Annotated in this window: 17 protein-coding genes and 1 tRNA gene; 6 read left to right on the forward strand and 12 right to left on the reverse strand. The window is 61.7% G+C overall.

Going from position 1 to position 19617, the window contains the following annotated elements; all coding sequences use genetic code 11:
* Positions 1 to 48 precede the first annotated feature (48 nt).
* Positions 49 to 1098: a TRAP transporter substrate-binding protein gene (locus SPHINGO391_RS24545; protein ID WP_152011309.1), complete on the reverse strand. Its 1050-nt coding sequence runs from the start codon at positions 1096 to 1098 to the stop codon at positions 49 to 51.
* Between the two features lie 522 nt (positions 1099 to 1620).
* Between SPHINGO391_RS24545 and SPHINGO391_RS24550 the strand changes: the two genes are divergently transcribed.
* The 3 genes from SPHINGO391_RS24550 to SPHINGO391_RS24560 all read left to right on the forward strand — a co-directional run bounded on the left by SPHINGO391_RS24550 (position 1621) and on the right by SPHINGO391_RS24560 (position 5474).
* Positions 1621 to 2112 carry a (2Fe-2S)-binding protein gene (locus tag SPHINGO391_RS24550; protein WP_152011310.1) on the forward strand — a complete coding sequence of 164 codons (492 nt, stop codon included), beginning with the start codon at positions 1621 to 1623 and terminating at the stop codon, positions 2110 to 2112.
* A gap of 194 nt (positions 2113 to 2306) precedes the next feature.
* Positions 2307 to 4655, forward strand: coding sequence for a xanthine dehydrogenase family protein molybdopterin-binding subunit (locus SPHINGO391_RS24555; protein ID WP_152011311.1), 2349 nt, complete (start codon positions 2307 to 2309; stop codon positions 4653 to 4655).
* 18 nt (positions 4656 to 4673) lie between these two features.
* Entirely contained in the window at positions 4674 to 5474 is an 801-nt protein-coding gene (locus tag SPHINGO391_RS24560) for a xanthine dehydrogenase family protein subunit M (protein ID WP_152011312.1), read from the forward strand.
* A gap of 70 nt (positions 5475 to 5544) precedes the next feature.
* On the opposite strand, the gene dxr is transcribed toward SPHINGO391_RS24560, so the two are convergent.
* The 3 genes from dxr to SPHINGO391_RS24575 all read right to left on the reverse strand — a co-directional run bounded on the left by dxr (position 5545) and on the right by SPHINGO391_RS24575 (position 8585).
* Complete coding sequence (gene dxr / locus SPHINGO391_RS24565) at positions 5545 to 6732, reverse strand: 1-deoxy-D-xylulose-5-phosphate reductoisomerase (RefSeq protein ID WP_152011313.1); 1188 nt, start codon at positions 6730 to 6732, stop codon at positions 5545 to 5547.
* 30 nt (positions 6733 to 6762) lie between these two features.
* Complete coding sequence (locus SPHINGO391_RS24570; protein WP_152011314.1) at positions 6763 to 7656, reverse strand: NAD(P)-dependent oxidoreductase; 894 nt, start codon at positions 7654 to 7656, stop codon at positions 6763 to 6765.
* A gap of 167 nt (positions 7657 to 7823) precedes the next feature.
* Positions 7824 to 8585, reverse strand: a complete 762-nt coding sequence (locus SPHINGO391_RS24575; RefSeq protein WP_152011315.1) for a SapC family protein — start codon at positions 8583 to 8585, stop codon at positions 7824 to 7826.
* Positions 8586 to 8755: 170 nt separating this feature from the next.
* On the opposite strand from SPHINGO391_RS24575, the gene SPHINGO391_RS24580 reads away from it, so the two are divergent.
* Positions 8756 to 9976, forward strand: a complete 1221-nt coding sequence (locus SPHINGO391_RS24580) for an MFS transporter (protein ID WP_152011316.1) — start codon at positions 8756 to 8758, stop codon at positions 9974 to 9976.
* 122 nt (positions 9977 to 10098) lie between these two features.
* Here the strand turns inward: SPHINGO391_RS24580 and SPHINGO391_RS24585 are convergent, their stop codons facing one another.
* The 3 genes from SPHINGO391_RS24585 to SPHINGO391_RS24595 all read right to left on the reverse strand — a co-directional run bounded on the left by SPHINGO391_RS24585 (position 10099) and on the right by SPHINGO391_RS24595 (position 13060).
* On the reverse strand, positions 10099 to 11421 hold the full coding sequence (locus SPHINGO391_RS24585; protein ID WP_152011317.1) for an AarF/ABC1/UbiB kinase family protein: 1323 nt from the start codon (positions 11419 to 11421) through the stop codon (positions 10099 to 10101).
* 279 nt (positions 11422 to 11700) lie between these two features.
* Positions 11701 to 11776, reverse strand: a tRNA-Arg gene (locus SPHINGO391_RS24590).
* A 117-nt stretch (positions 11777 to 11893) separates the two neighbouring features.
* Positions 11894 to 13060 (reverse strand): M20 aminoacylase family protein, encoded by a 1167-nt coding sequence (locus tag SPHINGO391_RS24595; protein WP_152011318.1) that lies wholly within the window; start codon positions 13058 to 13060, stop codon positions 11894 to 11896.
* 201 nt (positions 13061 to 13261) lie between these two features.
* On the opposite strand from SPHINGO391_RS24595, the gene SPHINGO391_RS24600 reads away from it, so the two are divergent.
* Both SPHINGO391_RS24600 and SPHINGO391_RS24605 read left to right on the forward strand, forming a co-directional pair.
* A complete protein-coding gene (locus tag SPHINGO391_RS24600) occupies positions 13262 to 14455 on the forward strand; it encodes a D-alanyl-D-alanine carboxypeptidase family protein (RefSeq protein ID WP_152011319.1) in 1194 nt (397 codons plus the stop codon).
* A 19-nt stretch (positions 14456 to 14474) separates the two neighbouring features.
* Positions 14475 to 15623 carry a GTP-binding protein gene (locus SPHINGO391_RS24605; protein ID WP_152011320.1) on the forward strand — a complete coding sequence of 383 codons (1149 nt, stop codon included), beginning with the start codon at positions 14475 to 14477 and terminating at the stop codon, positions 15621 to 15623.
* A 15-nt stretch (positions 15624 to 15638) separates the two neighbouring features.
* Here SPHINGO391_RS24605 and SPHINGO391_RS24610 read toward each other — a convergent pair whose 3' ends face one another.
* The 5 genes from SPHINGO391_RS24610 to SPHINGO391_RS24630 form a co-directional block, all read right to left on the reverse strand.
* Positions 15639 to 15890: a sulfurtransferase TusA family protein gene (locus tag SPHINGO391_RS24610; protein ID WP_152011321.1), complete on the reverse strand. Its 252-nt coding sequence runs from the start codon at positions 15888 to 15890 to the stop codon at positions 15639 to 15641.
* Positions 15887 to 17128, reverse strand: coding sequence for a murein L,D-transpeptidase family protein (locus tag SPHINGO391_RS24615; protein ID WP_152011322.1), 1242 nt, complete (start codon positions 17126 to 17128; stop codon positions 15887 to 15889). Before SPHINGO391_RS24615 ends, SPHINGO391_RS24610 begins: the two co-directional genes overlap by 4 nt.
* 290 nt (positions 17129 to 17418) lie before the next feature.
* The gene (locus tag SPHINGO391_RS24620; RefSeq protein ID WP_152011323.1) at positions 17419 to 18375 is read right to left on the reverse strand and encodes an acetyl-CoA carboxylase carboxyltransferase subunit alpha; all 957 of its coding nucleotides are present in this window, start codon (positions 18373 to 18375) and stop codon (positions 17419 to 17421) included.
* Positions 18376 to 18474: 99 nt separating this feature from the next.
* Positions 18475 to 19416 carry a site-specific tyrosine recombinase XerD gene (locus SPHINGO391_RS24625; RefSeq protein ID WP_152011324.1) on the reverse strand — a complete coding sequence of 314 codons (942 nt, stop codon included), beginning with the start codon at positions 19414 to 19416 and terminating at the stop codon, positions 18475 to 18477.
* A gap of 17 nt (positions 19417 to 19433) precedes the next feature.
* Complete coding sequence (locus tag SPHINGO391_RS24630) at positions 19434 to 19577, reverse strand: histidine kinase (RefSeq protein ID WP_152011325.1); 144 nt, start codon at positions 19575 to 19577, stop codon at positions 19434 to 19436.
* Between the last annotated feature and the right edge of the window lie 40 nt (positions 19578 to 19617).

The raw sequence follows: 19617 nt of genomic DNA on the forward strand, positions 1-19617 counted from the left end.
GGTCGGTCCTCGCAGACTGGCCCCGCCGGCATTGCAAAACCCAGCGTTTTACTTGGTGTACTTGGCAATCAGTTCCTGCGCCTTGGCGTAAAGAGCTTCGCCGTCCATGCCCTTTGCGTCCATCTCGTCGAACCAGTTGTCACGCACGGTTTCGGCGATGGCCTTCCAGCGTTCGACCTCGGCTTCATCCAGCACGACAATCTCGTTGTCTGTGGCTTCGGCAATGCCGCGGCCTGCGGCATCGTAGCCCGCCATGGTCTTGCCGGCATAGGCAGAGAACTCAGCGCCAGTGTTGTCGTCGAGGATCTTCTTGAGATCGTCGGGCATGCTGTCGTATTTGGCCTGGTTCATGGCCAGTACGAAGGCCGCGGTGTAAAGCGCGGTGTCGCCGGCAAACTCAGTATGGGTGTCGACAAGTTCGGCGACCTTAAGTGCAGGCGTCACTTCCCACGGAATCACTGTGCCGTCGATCACGCCCTTCGACAGGGCTTCCGGAATGGCCGGGACCGGCATGCCGACCGGCTCGGCGCCGAGTTCAGCAAGCAGACCGTTGATGACGCGGGTCGGGCCGCGCATCTTCTTGCCTTCCATGTCCTCAAGCTTGCGGACGCCATCGCCCTTGGAGTGAATCACGCCGGGGCCGTGGACCCAGGTGGCGAGAATCTTGACGCCCTTGAACTCACTGGCTTCCATGTCCGACTTGAACAGGTCCCAATAGGCCCGCGACGTTGCTTCGGCGTTGGTCATGGTGAAGGGAAGTTCAAACACCTCGACGCTCGGGAAGCGGCCGGGGGTGTAGCCGGGGAGAGTCCAGACGATGTCGACAACGCCGTCACGGGCCTGGTCCATCAGCTGCGGCGGCGTGCCGCCGAGCGACATGGCTGAAAACACCTCGACCTTGATGCGGCCGCCTGATTCAGTGCCGATCTTTTCCGCCCAGGGGATGAGGATGCCGGCAGGAACATTCGCCTGCGCCGGCAGGAACTGGTGCATGCGCAGGGTGACTTCCTGCGCGGCCGCACCGATCGACGATGCACCCATTGCGGAAAGGGCAAGTGCCGCAACTGCAGCGGATTTCAGGAAATTGCGTTTCTTCATTCTATCCTCCCAGATAGGTTTGCGGATTGAGGACCGCGGCTGCCCCGGAAACTAGGGGCATTTTTTGTAACTGCCTAGAGCCTGTAGCGGGTCTCCGCCCGGGTGCTTCCGAAAGAGTTATGCCATTTCGCGGGCAACTGCGGAAGCATGGCCGAACAGGCGGGTGTTAGTCTTTCGAACAAGCCTCCCAGGGATCGATCCGGAAATTAACCGACCGTCCGGTCAGTTTGTAGATGGAAACCTGTCTTGCGGCAACCGCTTTCTTGCGGCAATCGGACGCGCAACCTGACCAAAATACCCACGCCTTGCCCGGATTTGAGCGTTTCAAGGCCGTGATCGGGCACTATCCGCGCCATTGTCGGAGAATCCGGCGGTAGCAAGCGGACATCATGTCGGCTCGCCCCAACGATTGGCTGTTGCCTTGGTGAACATAATTCCCAGTTTAGCTGTTGATCCTTTTTCAAAAAAGGAAAATGATGCCAGCAGGGTGAGTGAGGACTGTACACCCCAGGGAGGAATTTTATGGCGAATGTATCTATGACCGTGAACGGACGCTCCGTTTCCGGCCAATGTGAGGACAGGACTCTTCTGGTCCAGTTCATCCGTGAAAATCTCGGGCTGACCGGTACCCATGTCGGATGCGACACGTCTCAGTGCGGTGCATGCGTGGTGCACGTGGATGGCAAGGCGGTCAAATCCTGCACGATGCTGGCTGCCCAGGCGGACGGTTCGGAGGTCGTAACGATCGAAGGCCTGGCCTCCGGTGGGGAACTGCATCCGGTACAGGCTGCATTTCGTGAGCATCACGGCCTGCAGTGCGGGTTCTGCACGCCCGGAATGATCATGTCGGCGGTCGACATGATCCAGCGGCACGGCGGCCGGCTGGACGAGAAGACCGTGCGGCAGGAGCTTGAAGGCAATATCTGCCGTTGCACCGGCTATCACAACATCGTCAAGGCAGTGCTCGACGCCGCGTCCAAGATGGGCGACGGCACGAAGGTCGCAGCCGAATAAAGATGCCTGAACAGGCAATGGCGAAGAGCTGCGGACAGCGCGGATGACCAGGAGGTGGTCACGGGTTTGAGGATCGAAGTTGCACCGGCAGGGAGAGTTCCGTTGCCGTTGCCGGATTGAGATCCCGATCTCCAGACGCGAAAACGAGTTCCGCACCGGCTCTTCTCCATCACCCAACCGGAGGAGTTTGGAATATGGGAATGGAAGGCATCGGCGCCCGGGTGGCGCGCAAGGAAGACAAGCGGTTCATAACCGGCAAGGGCCGGTACACGGACGACATGGTGGTGCCGGGCATGAAGCATGCCCATTTCATCCGCTCGCCGCACGCGCATGCCAAGATCAAGAGCATCGACACTTCGGCCGCTGAAAAGATGCCGGGCGTGATCGGTATTCTCAATGGCGCGCAGCTGGCCGAAGACGCGATCGGAAACATCATCTGCGGCTGGATGATACATTCCAAGGACGGGACGCCGATGAACATGGGTGCATGGCGTCCCCTTGCCCAGGACACGGTCCGCTATGTCGGAGACGCAGTCGCCATCGTGGTTGCCGACAGCAAGGCCCAGGCACGTGATGCGGCAGAGGCTGTGGTTGTCGACTATGAAACCCTGCCGGTGGTCACGTCCGCGATCGAGGCGCTCAAGGATGGTGCCCCGCAACTCCATCCCGAGGCAAAGAACAACCTGATCTTCGACTGGGAGATTGGCGACAGTGCGGCAACCGATGCAGCGATTGCATCGGCGGCGCATGTCACCGAAATGAAGGTCATCAACAACCGTCTGGTTCCCAACCCGATGGAGCCGCGTGCGGCACTCGGTGTCTACGACGAGGGCGAGGATCACTACACGCTGTGGACCACCTCGCAGAACCCGCATGTCGCACGGCTGGTGCTCAGTGCGTTCTACAACGTGGCGCCCGAGAACAAGCTGCGGGTGATCGCGCCCGACGTCGGCGGCGGTTTCGGCTCGAAGATCTACATCTATCCCGAAGAGATCGTCTGCCTCTGGGCTTCCAAGCGCACCGGTGTCCCGGTCAAGTGGAATTCGGACCGGACCGAAGCCTTCCTCACCGATGCGCATGGCCGTGACCATGTCTCGACGGTGAAGATGGCATTTGACGCCGACAACCGGATCACCGGGTTCAAGGTCGACACGATCGCCAATCTCGGCGCCTACATGTCGCTGTTTTCGAGTTCGGTTCCGACCTATCTCTACGCCACGCTGCTGTCGGGCCAGTACAATATCCCCAACATTCACGCCAATGTGCGCACGGTCTACACCAACACCGTTCCGGTGGACGCCTATCGCGGCGCGGGACGCCCGGAGGCCACCTATCTGGTCGAGCGGACAATGGAGACTGCAGCACGTGAGCTCGGGGTGTCGCCGGCGGAACTTCGCAAGACAAACTTCGTCCGCGAGTTCCCGCATCAGACGCCGGTGATCATGTGCTACGATGCGGGTGATTTCGAGGCTTCGCTCAATGCGGCCATGGACGCTTCCGACTATGCAGGTTTCGCCGCCCGCAAGGAGGAAGCTAAGAGCCGCGGCAAGCTCAGGGGCATCGGCATGAGCTGCTACATCGAGGCCTGCGGCATCGCGCCGTCAGCCGCGGTGGGATCGCTCGGCGCCGGCGTCGGCCTCTGGGAATCGGCGGAAGTGCGGGTCAACGCGGTGGGCACGGTCGAGGTTCTGACCGGATCACACAGCCATGGCCAGGGTCATGAAACCACCTTTGCCCAGCTCGTTGCCGACCGCTTCGGCGTTGGCATCGACACCGTCTCCATTGTCCATGGTGACACCGACAAGGTGCAGATGGGCATGGGTACCTACGGCTCGCGCTCCGGTGCGGTCGGCATGTCGGCGGTGGTCAAGGCGCTCGACAAGGTCGAAATCAAGGCCAAGAAACTCGCTGCGCACCTGCTGGAAGCCGATGAAAGCGACATCGTCATCGAGAATGGCGAGCTCAAGGTCGCCGGCACCGACAAGAGCGTGCCGTGGTTCCAGATGGCGCTCGCCGCCTATACCGCACACAACATGCCGGAAGGTATGGAGCCGGGGCTCAAGGAAGGCGCGTTCTACGATCCGTCCAACTTCACCTTCCCGGCCGGCTGCTACATCTGCGAAGTGGAGGTCGATCCGGAAACCGGCAAGACCGAAATCATCCAGTTCGTTGCGGCCGACGACTTCGGCAAGATCATCAATCCGATGATTGTCGAAGGCCAGGTCCATGGTGGCGTGGCGCAGGGCATCGGGCAAGCGTTGCTGGAAGGCACGCATTACGATGCGGAAACCGGTCAGCTGCTGACGGCGAGCTACATGGACTACACCATGCCGCGTGCCGACGACCTGCCGTCGTTCCAGATCTCGACCACGGAAACAGCGTGCCCGTCCAATCCGCTCGGCATCAAGGGCTGCGGAGAGGCCGGTGCGATCGGCTCTCCACCGGCACTGATCAACGCCATCACCGATGCAATCGGCAACAATGACCTGACGATGCCTGCGACCCCGCAACGGGTCTGGGCGGCGCTCGGATCGGCAAAGTAGGAAAGGGAGGCAGACACCATGTATGCAACCAACTATCACCGTGCCTCCTCGGTCGAGGACGCCGTCAAGCTGGCTTCGTCAAATGACGAGGCCAAGTATCTCTCCGGCGGACAGACCCTGCTGCCAACCATGAAACAGCGGCTTGCCGCTCCTTCAGACCTGGTCGATCTTCGCCACGTCTCCGACATGAAGGGCATTTCTGTCAGTGGCGGCTCGATCCGCATCGGGGCTGCAACAACCCATGCGGAAGTCGCGAAATCGTCGGAGATCGCATCGGCCTGCCCCGGCCTCGCCCATCTCGCCGCCCATATCGGTGATCCGCATGTGCGGCACATGGGGACGATCGGCGGCTCGATCGCCAACAATGACCCGGCGGCGGACTATCCGGCGGGGCTGGTGGCACTCAATGCCACGATCGTCACCAACAAGCGCTCCATCGGCGCTGATGATTTCTTCACCGGCATGTTCGACACGGCGCTGGAAGACGGCGAACTGATCGTGGCGGTCGAGATCAAGGCTCCTTCCAAATCCGGCTATTCCAAGTTCCCAAACCCGGCCTCGCGTTACGCGATGACCGGCGTGTTCGTGGCCAAGCATGGTGACGGATCGGTGCGGGTGGCGGTGACCGGAGCGGGTTCGGACGGCGTGTTCCGGCAGGCCGACATGGAGCAGGCCCTGGCCTCCGATTTTTCCGCTGGCGCGATTGACGGTGTCACCGTCGACGATTCGGAGCTGATGTCGGACATCCACGCCTCATCGGCCTACCGAGCCAACCTGGTCAAGGTGATGGCCAAGCGGGCGGTTGCGGCAGCCGGATAAGGCAGTGCCGAGGTGTGAGAAAAGCGTACAGGGCGGGTCTTCGGACCCGCCTTTTTCATGAGCTGAGTATTCAGGCTGATTTGCGCATCAACTCAGTAGCAGCCCTTCGAGCATCCTGGTCCGCAGCGTAGACATCGTCGATGGACAGGGCGTGGCGTCCGTCATCGAGCCGGTCCATGACGGACGCCACGATTTCGGCAATGTCGAGAAAACCGGTGCGGCCGGCAATGAATGCCTCAAGCGCAGCCTCCTTGGCGCCATTCAGCACCGCGCCCTGAAGGCCGCCGCGCTGCATGGCAGTGCGTGCAAGGGCGAGTGCCGGAAAGCGGACCTCGTCCGGGGCGATAAAATCAAGCCGGGCCAGCTTGGCAAAATCAAGCCTTTCGACCGGGAGACTGGCACGCCTCGGATGGGCAATGGCATAGCCGATGGCGTGACGCATATCGGGTGCCCCGAGCTGGGCCAGCACTGATCCGTCGCTGTAGCCGACCATCGAGTGGATGATCGATTGCGGATGCACGATCACCTCTATCTGCTCGGGCCGCATGCCGAAGAGATGCCGAGCCTCGATCATTTCGAGTGCCTTGTTGAACATCGAGGCGCTGTCGATGGAGATCTTGATGCCCATCGACCAGTTTGGATGGGCAGCCGCGATTTCGGGAGTGACAGCAGCCATCTGTTCGCGGGTGAAATCACGGAAGGGGCCGCCAGATGCGGTCAGGATGATACGCTCGACGGCGTGGCGCTGGTGCTCCTCCAGCACCTGAAATATGGCATTGTGCTCGCTGTCGACCGGCAGCAGCTTGCCGCCGCCACGGGCGATGGCCGCAGTAAACAGATCGCCGGCGGAGACCAGGCATTCCTTGTTGGCAAGAGCGATGTCGGCGCCGTTGGCCGCTGCTGCCAGCGTCGGGGCGAGGCCCGCGATGCCGACGATGCCGGCGATCAAAAGGTCCGTGTCCCTTGCGCCAGCTTCGATCAATGCGGAAGGGCCGGCGCCTGCCTCGATGCCCGATCCCGCAAGGGCGGATTTCAGATCGTCATAGCGATCCGGGTCAGCAGTCACTGCAAATCCGGCACCCGTCTGTCGTGCCTGTGCGGCCAGCAGCTCGATGTTGCCCATTCCGGTGATGGCAGGGACCTCAAACGCCTCCCGCCCCCCAAGATGGTTCATGATATCGAGCGTGTTGCGGCCTATGGAGCCTGTCGCGCCAAAGATGGAGATGCGGCGCCTGGGGTTCGGGGGACTGGTGATCATGCTATACCATGGAGAGCTTGGGTCTTGCGGTCAAACGCGCGGTGCGGGGGGACGGCCATTCAAATCGAGCAGTTCGATGAACAGGGCGGAATGGTCGAGATTGCCGCCATCAAGATCATTGGCCAGGCGGACAAAACGATCGCGGATCGCCTCGACCAACGGCAGCTTAATGCCGAGTTCACGTGCCTCGAGAAGCACGTTGTTGAGGTCCTTGAGCTGCACGGATGCACGGCCGCGGGGTGCAAAGTCATTTGCCTGCATCCGTTGTCCGTGCACCTGCAGGATGGTGGAATCGGCAAACCCGCCGGCGAGCGCCGCACGGAATGCATCAAGATCTCCACCGCCTTCGGAGACCAGCAGTGTGGCTTCCGCAACGGCGCCGATGGCGATGCCGACGATGGCCTGATTGGCCAGCTTGGCGAGCTGCCCGGCGCCGCTGGGCCCGACCCTTGTGGCCCGTCCCATCGCGCTGAACAGGCCTGCCGCCTTGTCGAATGTCGCGGTTTCTCCACCCACCATGATCGCCAGCGTTCCGGCCTCCGCGCCACCGGTACCGCCGCTGACCGGGGCATCAAGGTGCGAAATGCCGAGCTTGGCGAGACGCCCGGCGTGTTGACGCGCCTGGCCGGGCTGGATCGAACTCATGTCGATGACGGTGGCGCCGGATGTGATCGCTTCGGCCACACCGGTTTCGAACAGGACGTGATCGACCACCATGCCGTCGGTCAGCATGGTGATGATGTGGGTTGCGTCGCTGACGGCCGCGGCAGCGCTGTCGGCCAACCGAGCGCCTTCTTCGGCTAGCGGTTGGGCCTTCGACAGATCCCGGTTCCAGACGGTGAGCTGATGTCCCGCGGCGAGCAGGCGCCTGGCCATCGGAAACCCCATCAGCCCGGTTCCGAGCAATGCAACCGATGTCGTCATGTCCGCTTCCTCCACCCACAGTCTATTGTTGAAGGAAGCAGTACAGAAGCGGAAGCGGCGTGGCAATTTCCAATCGATGCGGGCAAACACCCGAATCCGGCAAAGGATCAGCCGCGATCTTCGTAGCCGCGCAGATCAGTGCTGGGCACTGCAGCCTCAAGATGCCTTCAGGCGGCCCGTTGCCGGGCCTGGTACAGAAGCGAATTCCAGCTGTTCATGGACGCCAGATGGCTGTAGATCACCGTGAGAGCATCGGCCTTGCGGAGCTTGATGAAGTCGGTATCGCTCATCGCCTGGAGCCTTGCCTCATCGATCAGGTGGAAGCCGGTGAGATTGAATGTTTCGCCTTCCGACAGCGTGATCTTGCTTGTGCGCTCTGCCAAAAGCCCGCTGTCCGCGATCAGCTTCATGATCTGCCGGGTCTTGATGAACATGCCCTGGTACTGCTCGCAGAAGGACAGGGCATTCTTCACAGCTTCGGCTTGTTCGCCATCCTCGAACAGGGGCCTGGCGGTTTTCCTGGTCCTGGTGTTGAGCGTCACCAGGCGCTCCGGATCGTTTTCGACGCAAAGCGCAAGGCGTTCGGCGGTCTCGTCGCCGGCGAGAATGAAGGGATAGCGCCTGACATAGGCCGGCACGTAATGCGGCTCCGCCCAGTTGCCCCTGGCTCCGACGAACAGGTTCTCGCCGTCCCTGATGCCGGTGATCATCATCGGCATGAAATCGGGACCAGAAAACACGATCGGATAGGACCGCATCGCGGCAGGCATTTCAGGCGCCATCAGCGGAATGACCATAGCACCTGCGGCAAAGCCGAAACCCGCGGCCTGTGCCAGGCCTTTCTTGCTGTGCCGCTCGAGGCTGACGGCTTCGGGCTGATTATAGAACATCGGCAATGCGGTCTGTTCGGTTGTTTTGCTGTCGGCCATCGGTTTCCTCCTGTTCCCCGGCTTGCGCCGCTGCCTGATTTGTTGCGCGGTCGCCACGGAGATTCAAGGACAATCTCCCGTTGTCGTTAATGGCGGAAGCAACCTTCATTGCGGCAACCAACCCGCGAATTCGCCTATACAAGTGCCGGTCTCAACAATAACGTACCCGCATGACTGAGACCGATATTCTCGACAGCCGCTACTCCTGGACAAGGCTGGGCATCACCCTGGCGATTGCCGTTCTCGGCAATGTCGGGATGTGGTCGATCATCGTGATCATGCCGGCGGTGCAGGCGGAGTTCGGGGTGGCGCGGGCTGATGCCTCGCTTCCCTATACATTGACCATGATCGGCTTTGCACTGGGCAACCTGGTGATCGGGCGGGCCGTCGACCGGTTCGGGGTGACACTTGCGCTGATCGGATCTGCGGTGATCATGGCCGCCGGATTCGGTCTCGCCGCGGTAAGTCAATCGATCCTGATGCTGTCGGCAATGCAGTTCATCGTCGGCTTCGGAACCGCGGTGGGGTTCGGTCCGCTGATTGCGGATATCTCGCACTGGTTCTACCGGAGGCGCGGTATTGCGGTGGCGATAGCTGCGAGCGGCAATTACCTGTCAGGGGCGATATGGCCGCTGCTTTTGGCGGGCGTTCTGAGCGATTACGGATGGCGTGCCGCCTATACCGTGCTGGCGATTGTGCCGGTGGTGCTGATCATCCCGATATCGCTGCTGCTCAGGCCCCGGATTCCGGAGGCAGCGACAGAGCACGCCAACAGGATGTCGTTTGCCAATGCGCGGTCGGTCCGCTTCTCGCCGAGAGCGTTGCAATGGATGCTTGGGATCGCCGGTATCGGATGCTGCATCGCGATGTCGATGCCGCAGGTGCATATCGTGTCCTACTGCACCGATCTCGGCTACGGTCCGGCGGTGGGTGCCGAGATGCTGTCGCTGATGCTGATGGGCGGGGTGGTTTCGCGGCTGGTGTCAGGCCTGATCGCCGACCGGCTCGGGGGGGTGATGACGCTGCTCATCGGCTCGACGCTGCAATGCATCGCGCTGTTCTTGTACCTGCCATTCGACGCCCTTGTGCCGCTCTATGTCGTCAGCCTGATCTTCGGCCTGTCGCAGGGCGGGATCGTGCCGAGCTACGCGCTGATCGTGCGGGAGTATCTGCCTGCGAGAGAGGCCGGGGCGAGGGTGGGTTTCGTCATCATGGCGACCATTGTCGGCATGGCGCTCGGTGGCTGGATGTCGGGCTGGATCTACGATCTCACCGGATCCTACCAGGCCGCGTTCCTCAACGGGATCGCCTGGAACTTCCTCAACATCGCGATCATGACGCTGCTTCTGGTGAAATCGCGGTCGAGACGCGGAGATGCAGTGCCGGCGTGAGGGCGTTCCATCCCGTTCCATGCTCGGCAATTGCTTCATGTCCCGGTGTGGCGGCAAACGGGTGGCGGCAAAGGGGGTGGCGGCCGTGGAGAAGCTGGTAACCGAACCGCGGCGACGTGCTGTCAGTCCTTTCGAACGCTGCGCTCCGGCACGGGTTCGTGAACATATTCCTCAAGGATATCGCGCAGCGGCAGTTGCGCCCGCAATCGCCGTCCCAGCAGGTAGAGCCCGGCTGCCTTGCGTTGCAGATAAAGCACGTCGATCGGCGGGATCTGGTTAAAACCCGGATCGAGAGCGAGCTCCGTTCCCATGGCGCGAAGACGGTGCAGCAGTTGGTCGTTTGCGAAGTCAAAGGACGGGCTGGCCAGGACTGCCTCGAAGACCAGCCTGATGGTCTGGTCAATGAGCTCCCGGTGCCGGAGGCTGGTCTGTTCGCTGTAAAGCCCCAGCCTGACCGACAGTTCGCTGAGCCTTTCGTGATTTTCTTCCAGTCCGGCAGCGAGCAGTTGTCTGAGAAGGTCTGCCATGTCGGGCGAAACCCCCTTCGCCGCGCCAAAATCGAGCAGACCGATGGTCCTGCCGTCCGGGTCGTAACTGTAGTTTGCGAAATTCGGATCGGTCTGCACGAAGCCGAAGGCAAACAGTTCATTAAGAGCGAGGCGGGCCAATCTTGTGAGGATGCTGTTGCGGACCTCCTGGCTTTGCCCGGTGGCGACATCAATCGGCAGGCCGGGAACGAATGACATGGCCAGAACCCTGTCGGTGCTCAGATCTTCCTGTACGACAGGAACGATGAACCCCTCGATGCCGCCGAGTTGTTCAGTGTAGCGCCGGATGTTGTCAGCCTCGCGGAGATAATCCGCCTCTTCGTGCAATTGTTTGCGGGCTTCTGCGCCCAGTCTTGCAAGCACCGGGGCGGGTGGTGCGAACCCGCTCAGCCGGAACAGCGAGATGACGTTGGCGATATCGCTGTCGATGCTTTTCGCAACGCCGGGATACTGCACCTTGATGGCCAGATCGCGGCCATCAAGGGTTGTGGCCCGGTGTACCTGACCAATGGACGCAGCAGCCAGGGGCCGTGTTTCGAAACGCGAGAACCTTTTTCTCCAGTCCGGTCCCCAATTGCTGACGAGAACAGAGTTGAGTTGCCGGGGCGGCATGAAATCCGCATCCGCACGCAACCGCTCCAGCAACCCGGCAAGTTCGCCTGGCAGGAAATCACCGGCATCCATGGAGAGCAACTGCCCGAGTTTCAGCGCTGCTCCCCGCATCCGCGAGAGCTCATCGGAGACGCGCAGGATATTGCCCGGTGTGAGCAGGAGATCCGACGGTTTGGGGAGTTCGCCGCGGCTAAGCCTTCGCGCGCCTTCGAGCATGGTCCGGGTTGCGATACCGGCGGTCAGCGCGCCGAGCCCGGCAAGGCGGGCCAGACGATGCGACGGCACCGGGGATGGCCGACCTCGACCTCCTCGCCCGTCACTCACGCGCGAGAGGTTCCGGTTGACCCAAGGGAAGATACCCAGCCTGTTTGCATGAATCCGAAGTCCCTTTCTTCCAACCACGATGAATGAAGTAGGGGAGCTCCGTACAATGGCGATGGTCAAGCTTGCGAATCTGGCTTGCGAATCTGGTTGGCGAGCGCAGGCGTTCGCAACGCGCAACCCGCCTTGATGTCCAAGGGGATTGTGGAGAGGGGCTTGTTGCCCACGAAAACGAGATGAAAATGGTGATCCCGGAAGGATTCGAACCTTCGACCCCAGGATTAGGAATCCTGTGCTCTATCCCCTGAGCTACGGGACCACGCGGTAAACTGCATACAGAAACAGCGGCCCGACATCAACAACGGATGCTGGCGCCGGCGTGAGGTTTTAAAAGGCCCGGCGGGCGGCTGTTTTCGGCCGTCCACCGGGCGCAGTCTCAGGCGGCAAGCGCCTTTTCTGCGAGCCGGACCCAGTAGGACACGCCGACCGGGATGGCGTCGTCGTTGAAGTCATAGGCCGGGTGATGCAGGCCCGCGGTGTCGCCATTGCCCATGAAGATGAAAGCGCCCGGACGCGCTTCCAGCATGAAGGAGAAGTCCTCGCCGCCCATGGTCGGCGGCTGCTCGCGTTCGACCATTCCGTCGCCGGCAATGCTCTCGGCGATATCGGCGGCAAAGTCGGTCTCGTCGGAATGGTTGAAGGTGACCGGGTAGTTGCGGATGTAGTTCACCGAGCCTTCGCAGCCGTGGGCCGCGGCGACGCCACGGACGATCTCGCTTATACGGGTTTCGGCCAGGTCGCGCATTTCCGGTGAAAGGGTGCGCACAGTGCCGGCCAGTTCAACGGTTTCCGGAATGATGTTGTAGGCCGAGCCGCCGATGAACTTGGTCACCGAGACGACCAGTGATTCCAGCGGGTTGGCGTTGCGCGAGGCGATCGACTGCAGCGAGGAGACAATGGCCGATGCGGCAACAATCGGATCGATGGTCTGATGCGGCATCGCGGCATGACCGCCGCGACCCTTGATGGTGACGTCGAAGATGTCGGTTGCCGCCATGATGGGCCCCTTGCGGATGGCGAACTGGCCGACGGGAAGGCCCGGCAGGTTGTGCATGCCGAAGACCTTGGTGATGCCGAAGCGCTCCATCATGCCGTCGTTGACCATCTCGCGGCCACCGCCACCGCCTTCTTCGGCAGGCTGGAAAATCACGGCCACGGAGCCGGTGAAATTGCGGGTTGCGGCAAGGTGCCGGGCAGCGCCCAGCAGCATCGCGGTGTGACCATCATGACCGCAGGCATGCATCTTTCCAGGCGTGCGGGACGCCCAGGGCAGGCCGGTGATTTCTTTGATGGGTAGCGCGTCCATATCGGCGCGCAGACCGATGGCCGGGCCATTGCCACCGGGGCGGCCGTGGATGATGCCGACAACGCCGGTCTGGCCGATGCCGGTGACGACCTCGTCACAGCCGAACGAGCGGAGCTTGTCGGCCACGAAAGCGGCCGTGTTGTGCACGTCGAAAAGGAGTTCCGGATCGGCATGGAGCGTCCGGCGCCATGTGGCGACTTCGTCTTTCATTGAAACAACCTCGTCGACCAACTGCATTTCTCACCTCTATAGCTTCGTGATCATGATGTCGGGCAAAGGGGAAAACCTGTCGTCGCCTTTTGCCATCTGTCTGCCATATAGGCTAAGTAGGAGATCATGACGAGTGAAAAGCGCTGCGCGAGCAGTCGCAGAAGCTTCGTTGACTTGAAGACTTGCATCGAGAAGCCAATTGAAACACTGCAAAATCGGAACCCCGGAATGAGCCTATTGTCACAGTCGCGCCGGTTGACCGCAGTCTTGGCGGTGCTTTCCGTTGCCGTTGTTTCTTCCGGTGACGCACTCGCCAACCCGAAAATTGCAGTCGACGTGGCGTCCGGGCGGGTGATCGAGCATGACCAGGCCTTCCAGCGCTGGTATCCGGCTTCGCTGACCAAGCTGATGACGATTTATGTGGTGTTCAAGGCGGTCAGATCCGGTCAGCTGACGATGGAAACGCCGGTGACGATGTCGGTGACTGCTGCCAAGGAACCGGCGAGCAAGATGTATTTCAAGCCGGGAGAGCGGTTCACGATGGATTCCGCGCTCAAGTACCTCATGGTCAAATCCGCCAACGACGTTGCCGTTGCGATCGCCGAAGCGGTTTCGGGAACCGAGGAAGCCTTCGTCCGGGACATGAATGCGGCGGCCCGTCAGCTTGGCATGACATCGTCGCGGTTCATCAATCCGAACGGATTGCCTGGTGAAGGTCAGTACTCGACCGTCCGCGACATGGCGGTTCTGGCGGTTGCCCTGCGCCGGGAGTTTCCCGAATACGCGCATTATTTCGGCTATGAAGGCTTCTCCTATGGCGGCAAGGCCTACACCAATTACAATCTTCTGGTTGGCCGGTTTCCGGATGCGGACGGTATGAAAACCGGCTTCATCTGCGCATCGGGGTTCAACCAGACCTCGTCGGCGACCCGCAATGGCAAGACAGTCGTCAGCGTGGTCTTTGGCGCAGCGTCGCAGGAAGAGCGGGCCGAGGAATCCGCCCGGCTTCTCCACAAGGCGCTGACGACCACGGCCTGGGGCAGCTCCACCCTTGCAAACCTGCCCCCCTATGGCGAAGGCCGGGACCGTGTGGCCGATATCTCCGGCAGCATCTGCACTGCGGAAGCAAGAGCCGCGCGCTACGAAGGCCGGGATGTCGAAGGCAAGATGGTGCTCAATTCGCCCTATCTGATCCCGATGGAGCGGGAGGCGCGGCTGGTGCAGGCACCCGCCGGGCTACCGCGCGCCGGGGTCGAGGTTGCGCTTTCCCGGGTTCCGATTCCGGTGCCGCGACCGGGCCGCACACTGGCGGGCCAGGCCGAGCCGTTTGCCGCCTCAGCCTTCAGTGCGCCTGCCAGGCCGGCAGACGTGGCGCCGCTCAGGCCAACCGTGCCGATACCGGTTCCACGGCCTCAAATCTGATCCCGAGGGGCCCGTGCCAATGACCGGCGACAAATCCGCACCAGCTGCGTGGAGCGCTCCTCAGGGCGTGCCCGTATCGATCCTGACCGGCTTTCTCGGAGCCGGCAAGACGACCCTGCTCAACCGGTTGATCGGTGATCCCTGGTTGTCCGATGCGGCCCTGATCATCAACGAGTTCGGCGATGTCGGTATCGACCATCTGCTGGTGGAAAGCTCGAGCGACGGGATTATCGAACTGTCGGACGGATGCCTGTGCTGCACCGTGCGCGGCGAGCTGGTGGATACGCTTGCCGACCTGATGGACCGGATGCAAACTGGCCGGATCCGGCCGTTTTCCCGGGTTGTGATCGAAACCACGGGGCTGGCCGATCCGGTGCCTGTGATGCAATCGGTGATCGGCCATCCGGCACTTGGCCAGTCCTACCGGCTCGAAGGGCTGGTAACGGTGGTGGATGCCGTCAATGGTCTTTCGACGCTCGCCGAGCATGAGGAAGCGCGGCGCCAGGTGGCGGTGGCGGATACGATTGTGCTGTCGAAAACAGCGCTGGCTGGAAATCATGACGAGCTCAGGTCGCAGCTCGACGCGCTCAATCCGATGGCTCGGGTGGTCAGCGCGGGACAACCCGACCTTGCCGCGCAGGATCTGTTTGATGCCGGCGCCTACGATCCCACCGAACGCAGCCTCGATGTGGCGCGGTGGCTAAGCTCAGACCAGGACGATCATGCTCACGGCCATGACCATAGCGGCCATCATCACGGGCATACGCATGACGTGAACCGGCACGACCGGGATATCCGGGCGGATTCGATGGTATTTGAGCGGCCAATCGCCCCGGAGGCCCTGGCACTGTTCATTGATCTGCTGCGTTCGGCCCACGGACCGAAGCTTCTGCGCATGAAGGGTATCGTCAAGCTCTCGGACGACCCGTCGCGACCGCTGGTGCTGCACGCGGTGCAAAGCCTGATGTCGGAGCCGGTGCGTCTGTCCGCCTGGCCGCAGGGAGCTGCGCAGGAAACCAGGCTGGTGGTGATCACCCGGGACATGCCGAAGGGGTTTGTCGAAGAACTGTTTGCGGGCTTTGCCAACGAACCCGGCATTGGCAGGGCGGACCGCGACGCGCTGACGGACAATCCGCTGGCCATTCCTGGCATGCCGTCGCGGCGCTGACGCCGGTTCCGGCAATCACTGTGCCGGCGAAGGTCCACCCTTTTCGATGATAAAGACGTGGCCGCCATCGACGGAGGCGCTGTCGAGCAGCCGGTGGCCGTCCTCGCGGCAGTAATGCGGGATGTCGATCACTGCCAGCGGGTCCGTGGTTTCGACCCGGATGCGGGCGCCGGAAGCCAGATCACGCATCTGCCTGCGGGTCTTGAGCACGGGCAGCGGGCATTTCAGTCCGCGAAGGTCCAACTCCAGATGGTCGCCACCGCTCAATTGCTGCTCCAGATTTTCCAGAACGGCTTGTCGGACTGGGCTGCCGGAGCAGACCCTGCATTTGCGACCTGTGGAGCGACCTCGGGATTCGGCGTGGGCACCGGGACATCAGCGTTTGCGGCGGTCGGCGCGACCTGGCCGGCACCGGCTTCAGTCTGGGCAGCCTGCGCAGCCGCCTGTTGTGCATTGGCGTTCGCAGCAGCGGGTTCCGAACCAGGCACGAGCGCCTTGAGCGGATTGCCGGTCGAAAACAGGCCGAGAACCGGAACGGCGGGAGCCTGCCCGCCGGTGGAGGCCAGGCGTGCGGCCTTTTCGGCCTCGCGTTCTGCGCGCCGTGCTTCGGCCTCGGCACGAGCCTCGTTGGCGGCTATCTGAGTGGCTTCCTCACGGTCGAACTTGGCGACGGCCTTGATGAAGTCCTGGTTCCAGGTCTTCTGATAGGCGTAGTAAGCCGATGCCAGGGTGGCCGGCATGCTTGCCGGCGGGCAGGCGGCGTTCGCCTGGAAGCTGGCATTCTCGACCTGCGGGATCTGGTTGAACACATATCTGCGTTCACAGACATCGACCTTTGGCGGGCGCCTGGTCAGTTCGAAGTTGTCGTAGCCGGTCTTGAGCATCTTCCAGAACTCGAAGTGCTCATTGTCGCGGTGGCGCGCCATGTTTTCCGCTGTCATACGGAATGGCAGGGCTTCGACGATGAAGTATTCCTGCCCGCCCTTGAAGGCATCGCGGGCAAAACCGTAAATCTCGAGAACCTGCTCGTCGGTCATCGAGTAGCAGCCGGCCGAAGAGCACGCACCATGCACCATCAGGTTGGAGCCGGTTCGGTTGTGGGAGCGGTCGTAGCTGTTCGGGAACCCCATGTTGAACGAGAGATAATAGCTCGAATTCGGGTTCATCTGGTACGGATAGATCCGGTAGTAGCCTTCGGGCGCCTGGCGGTCGCCTTCCTTGAATTTCGGTCCCAGCTTGCCCGACCATTTGCAGATCTCATAGGAGGCAATGATGTCGTAGCGGCCATTGCCCTTCTGTTTCCAGACCTCGAGAACACCTTCTTCCTTGAAGATCCGCATCATGATCGGCGACCGCGTGCTCATGTCGTTCGCCTTCATCTTGTTGACGAGCTTGGCGGGCAGCGGGTGTTCAACCTTGTTGGCGACAGAATCAAGCGCGTCCTGGCACCCGGACAGGCCGAGGAGCAGGACGGGCAGGAAGCGCAGTGTACGGATAGGTCTCATCGGGTCTCTTGCATCTTGCAATTGCCAGTTCCGGTTCATTCGGGTCGCCTTGAAGGTTCTCCCAGCCCGGGTATTCCAACGCAATACTATCACCAACATGGTTCATGAAGCATTACCGCTGCATGTCCGGCCAGGCAGGCAAGCCTTTGTTTCAGGTCCGCAGTGGCCAGTTTTCCACAGTGCCCGGAAGCAACGCCGCCCCAGCACCCGTTCTTATTCCGGAGATCAGGCCGGTATTCGAACGCGTCTGCTTTACTGGCGTCGTAAATGTGGCCCGAATGGGGCGACGGCTAGCCCAGATGACGACCGATCTCGAGGAATTTCTTGCGGCGGTCCGAGCGCAGCTCATCGCCCGAACGCCCAGCCATTTCTTCCAGGGCGGCGGAGATCTTGTCACCGGCACGCGAGATCACGCTTTCGGGATCGCGGTGGGCGCCGCCCACGGGCTCGGGGATGATGCTGTCGATCACGCCCAGACCGAGCAGATCCTGAGCGGTGATCTTCATCGAGGTGGCCGCATCGCGGGCGCGTGTTGCATCGCGCCACAGGATCGAAGCCGCTCCTTCCGGAGAGATGACGGAGTAGATCGCGTGTTCGAGCATGAAGACCCGGTTGCCGGTGGCAATGGCAATGGCGCCCCCGGATCCGCCTTCGCCGATGATGATCGAGATAAGCGGTGCGCGGAGATTGAGGCAGGTCTCGGTCGAACGGGCAATGGCTTCGGCCTGACCGCGTTCTTCCGCGCCGACGCCCGGATAGGCTCCGGCTGTGTCGACAAGCGTAATCACCGGAAGCTCGAACCGGTCGGCCATCTCCATGATGCGAATCGCCTTGCGATAGCCCTCCGGGCGGGCGGAGCCGAAATTGTGGCGGATGCGGGTCTTGGTGTCGTGGCCCTTCTCCTGGCCGATCACCACCACAGGCTGGCCGCGGAAGCGGGCAAATCCGGCCTGGATGGCGGCATCCTCGGCAAATTTGCGGTCACCGGCCAGCGGCGTGAACTCGTCGAACAAAGCTTCGGCATAGTCCTTGAAATGCGGCCTGTCCGGATGTCTTGCGACCTGGGTTTTCTGCCACGGATTGAGCTTGCCGTAGATCTCGGCCATGGCGTCGCGGGCTCTGGTTTCGAGGCGGGCGATTTCATCGCCGGTGTCGATGCTCTCGTCCTCGTTTGCAAGCTTCCTCAGTTCGAGGATCTTGCCTTCCAGGTCGGAGATCGGTTTTTCGAAATCAAGATAGTTGTGCATTGATTTTTCCACGCGGGCCATCGCATTTATCGTCGCCGTGACCAGTCAAGCCCAGTCCGGCATGTCTGTCACGCATTCTTTGGCGTGCTGCGAGCGGGCTTAATCGCGACTTTTTGTGGCTTTTGCAAGGGGGTGGTGCTCATTGACCAATTGCCGCAGCCTTTCATCGAGCACGTGTGTGTAGATTTGAGTGGTGGAAATGTCGGCATGGCCGAGCAATTCCTGGACAGCACGCAGATCGGCGCCACCTGCCAGCAGATGGCTGGCAAAGGCGTGGCGCAGCACATGCGGTGAGACCTTTGCCACAGGAATGCCGGCGCGGGCGGCAACTTCCTTGAGCTCTCGGGCAAAGACCTGGCGGGAGAGATAGCCTTCCGAAGAGTTCGCCGGAAACAGGAAGCCAGCATCCTCGGCGGTGTCGCCGATTGCCGCGAGCCAGGCGTCGAGAGCCGCGCGGGCGGGCCGCGACATCGGCACCATGCGTTCCTTGGCGCCCTTGCCGCGGATGATCAGAAACCGCCCGTCATCAGCAAGCACCCTGAAAGGCAGGCTGACGAGTTCGCTGACCCGCATGCCGGTGGCATAGAGAAGCTCGAGCAGGGCACGAAAGCGGATGCGCCGCAAGGCTTCCCCGGGATCGCGGGCCATGGAGATGTCGGTTTCCGCCTGGGCCAGCAGTTTCGAGACATCGTCGATGCTGAGGATTTTCGGGAGGGCGCGGCTCTTGCGCGGGGAATCGATCACGCCGGTAGGATCGTCATCGCGAAGACCTTCGGCATGGAGAAACTTGTAGAACTGTCGCAGTGCGGAAAGCCGGCGGGCCTGGGAGGCCGGCGAAAATCCCCGGCTTGCCAGATCTCCGATGACCCCGCGGATGTCTTCGGGCTGTGCCCTGGCCAGCGTGGTTCCAAGCGAGCTGAGCACGGCAGAGGCGTCATCGAGATCGCGGCGATAGGCTTCCAGCGTGTTTTCGGCCGCGCCGCGTTCGGCACTCATCATTTCAAGGAATGCTTCGGCATTGGCGGCGCTGAGATCGCGCATGAGCAGACCGGTTCCTGTCAGTTGTTGAGTTTCTCGGTCGGCACGCGCACAGTGACTTCCCGGTCGACCGGTTCGACATAGACGATCAAGGCGAACATGGCGCCATAGACCAGGCCCACGAGCACGGCACAGAGAAAAAGAAACCGAAACAGGGAAGGCATGAGCACTCCGGCGAACAGGTGATGGAGGTGTTATGCGGCA

The sequence above is a fragment of the Hoeflea sp. EC-HK425 genome (genome assembly GCF_902498795.1).
GTDB classification, from domain to species: Bacteria; Pseudomonadota; Alphaproteobacteria; order Rhizobiales; family Rhizobiaceae; genus Hoeflea; species Hoeflea alexandrii.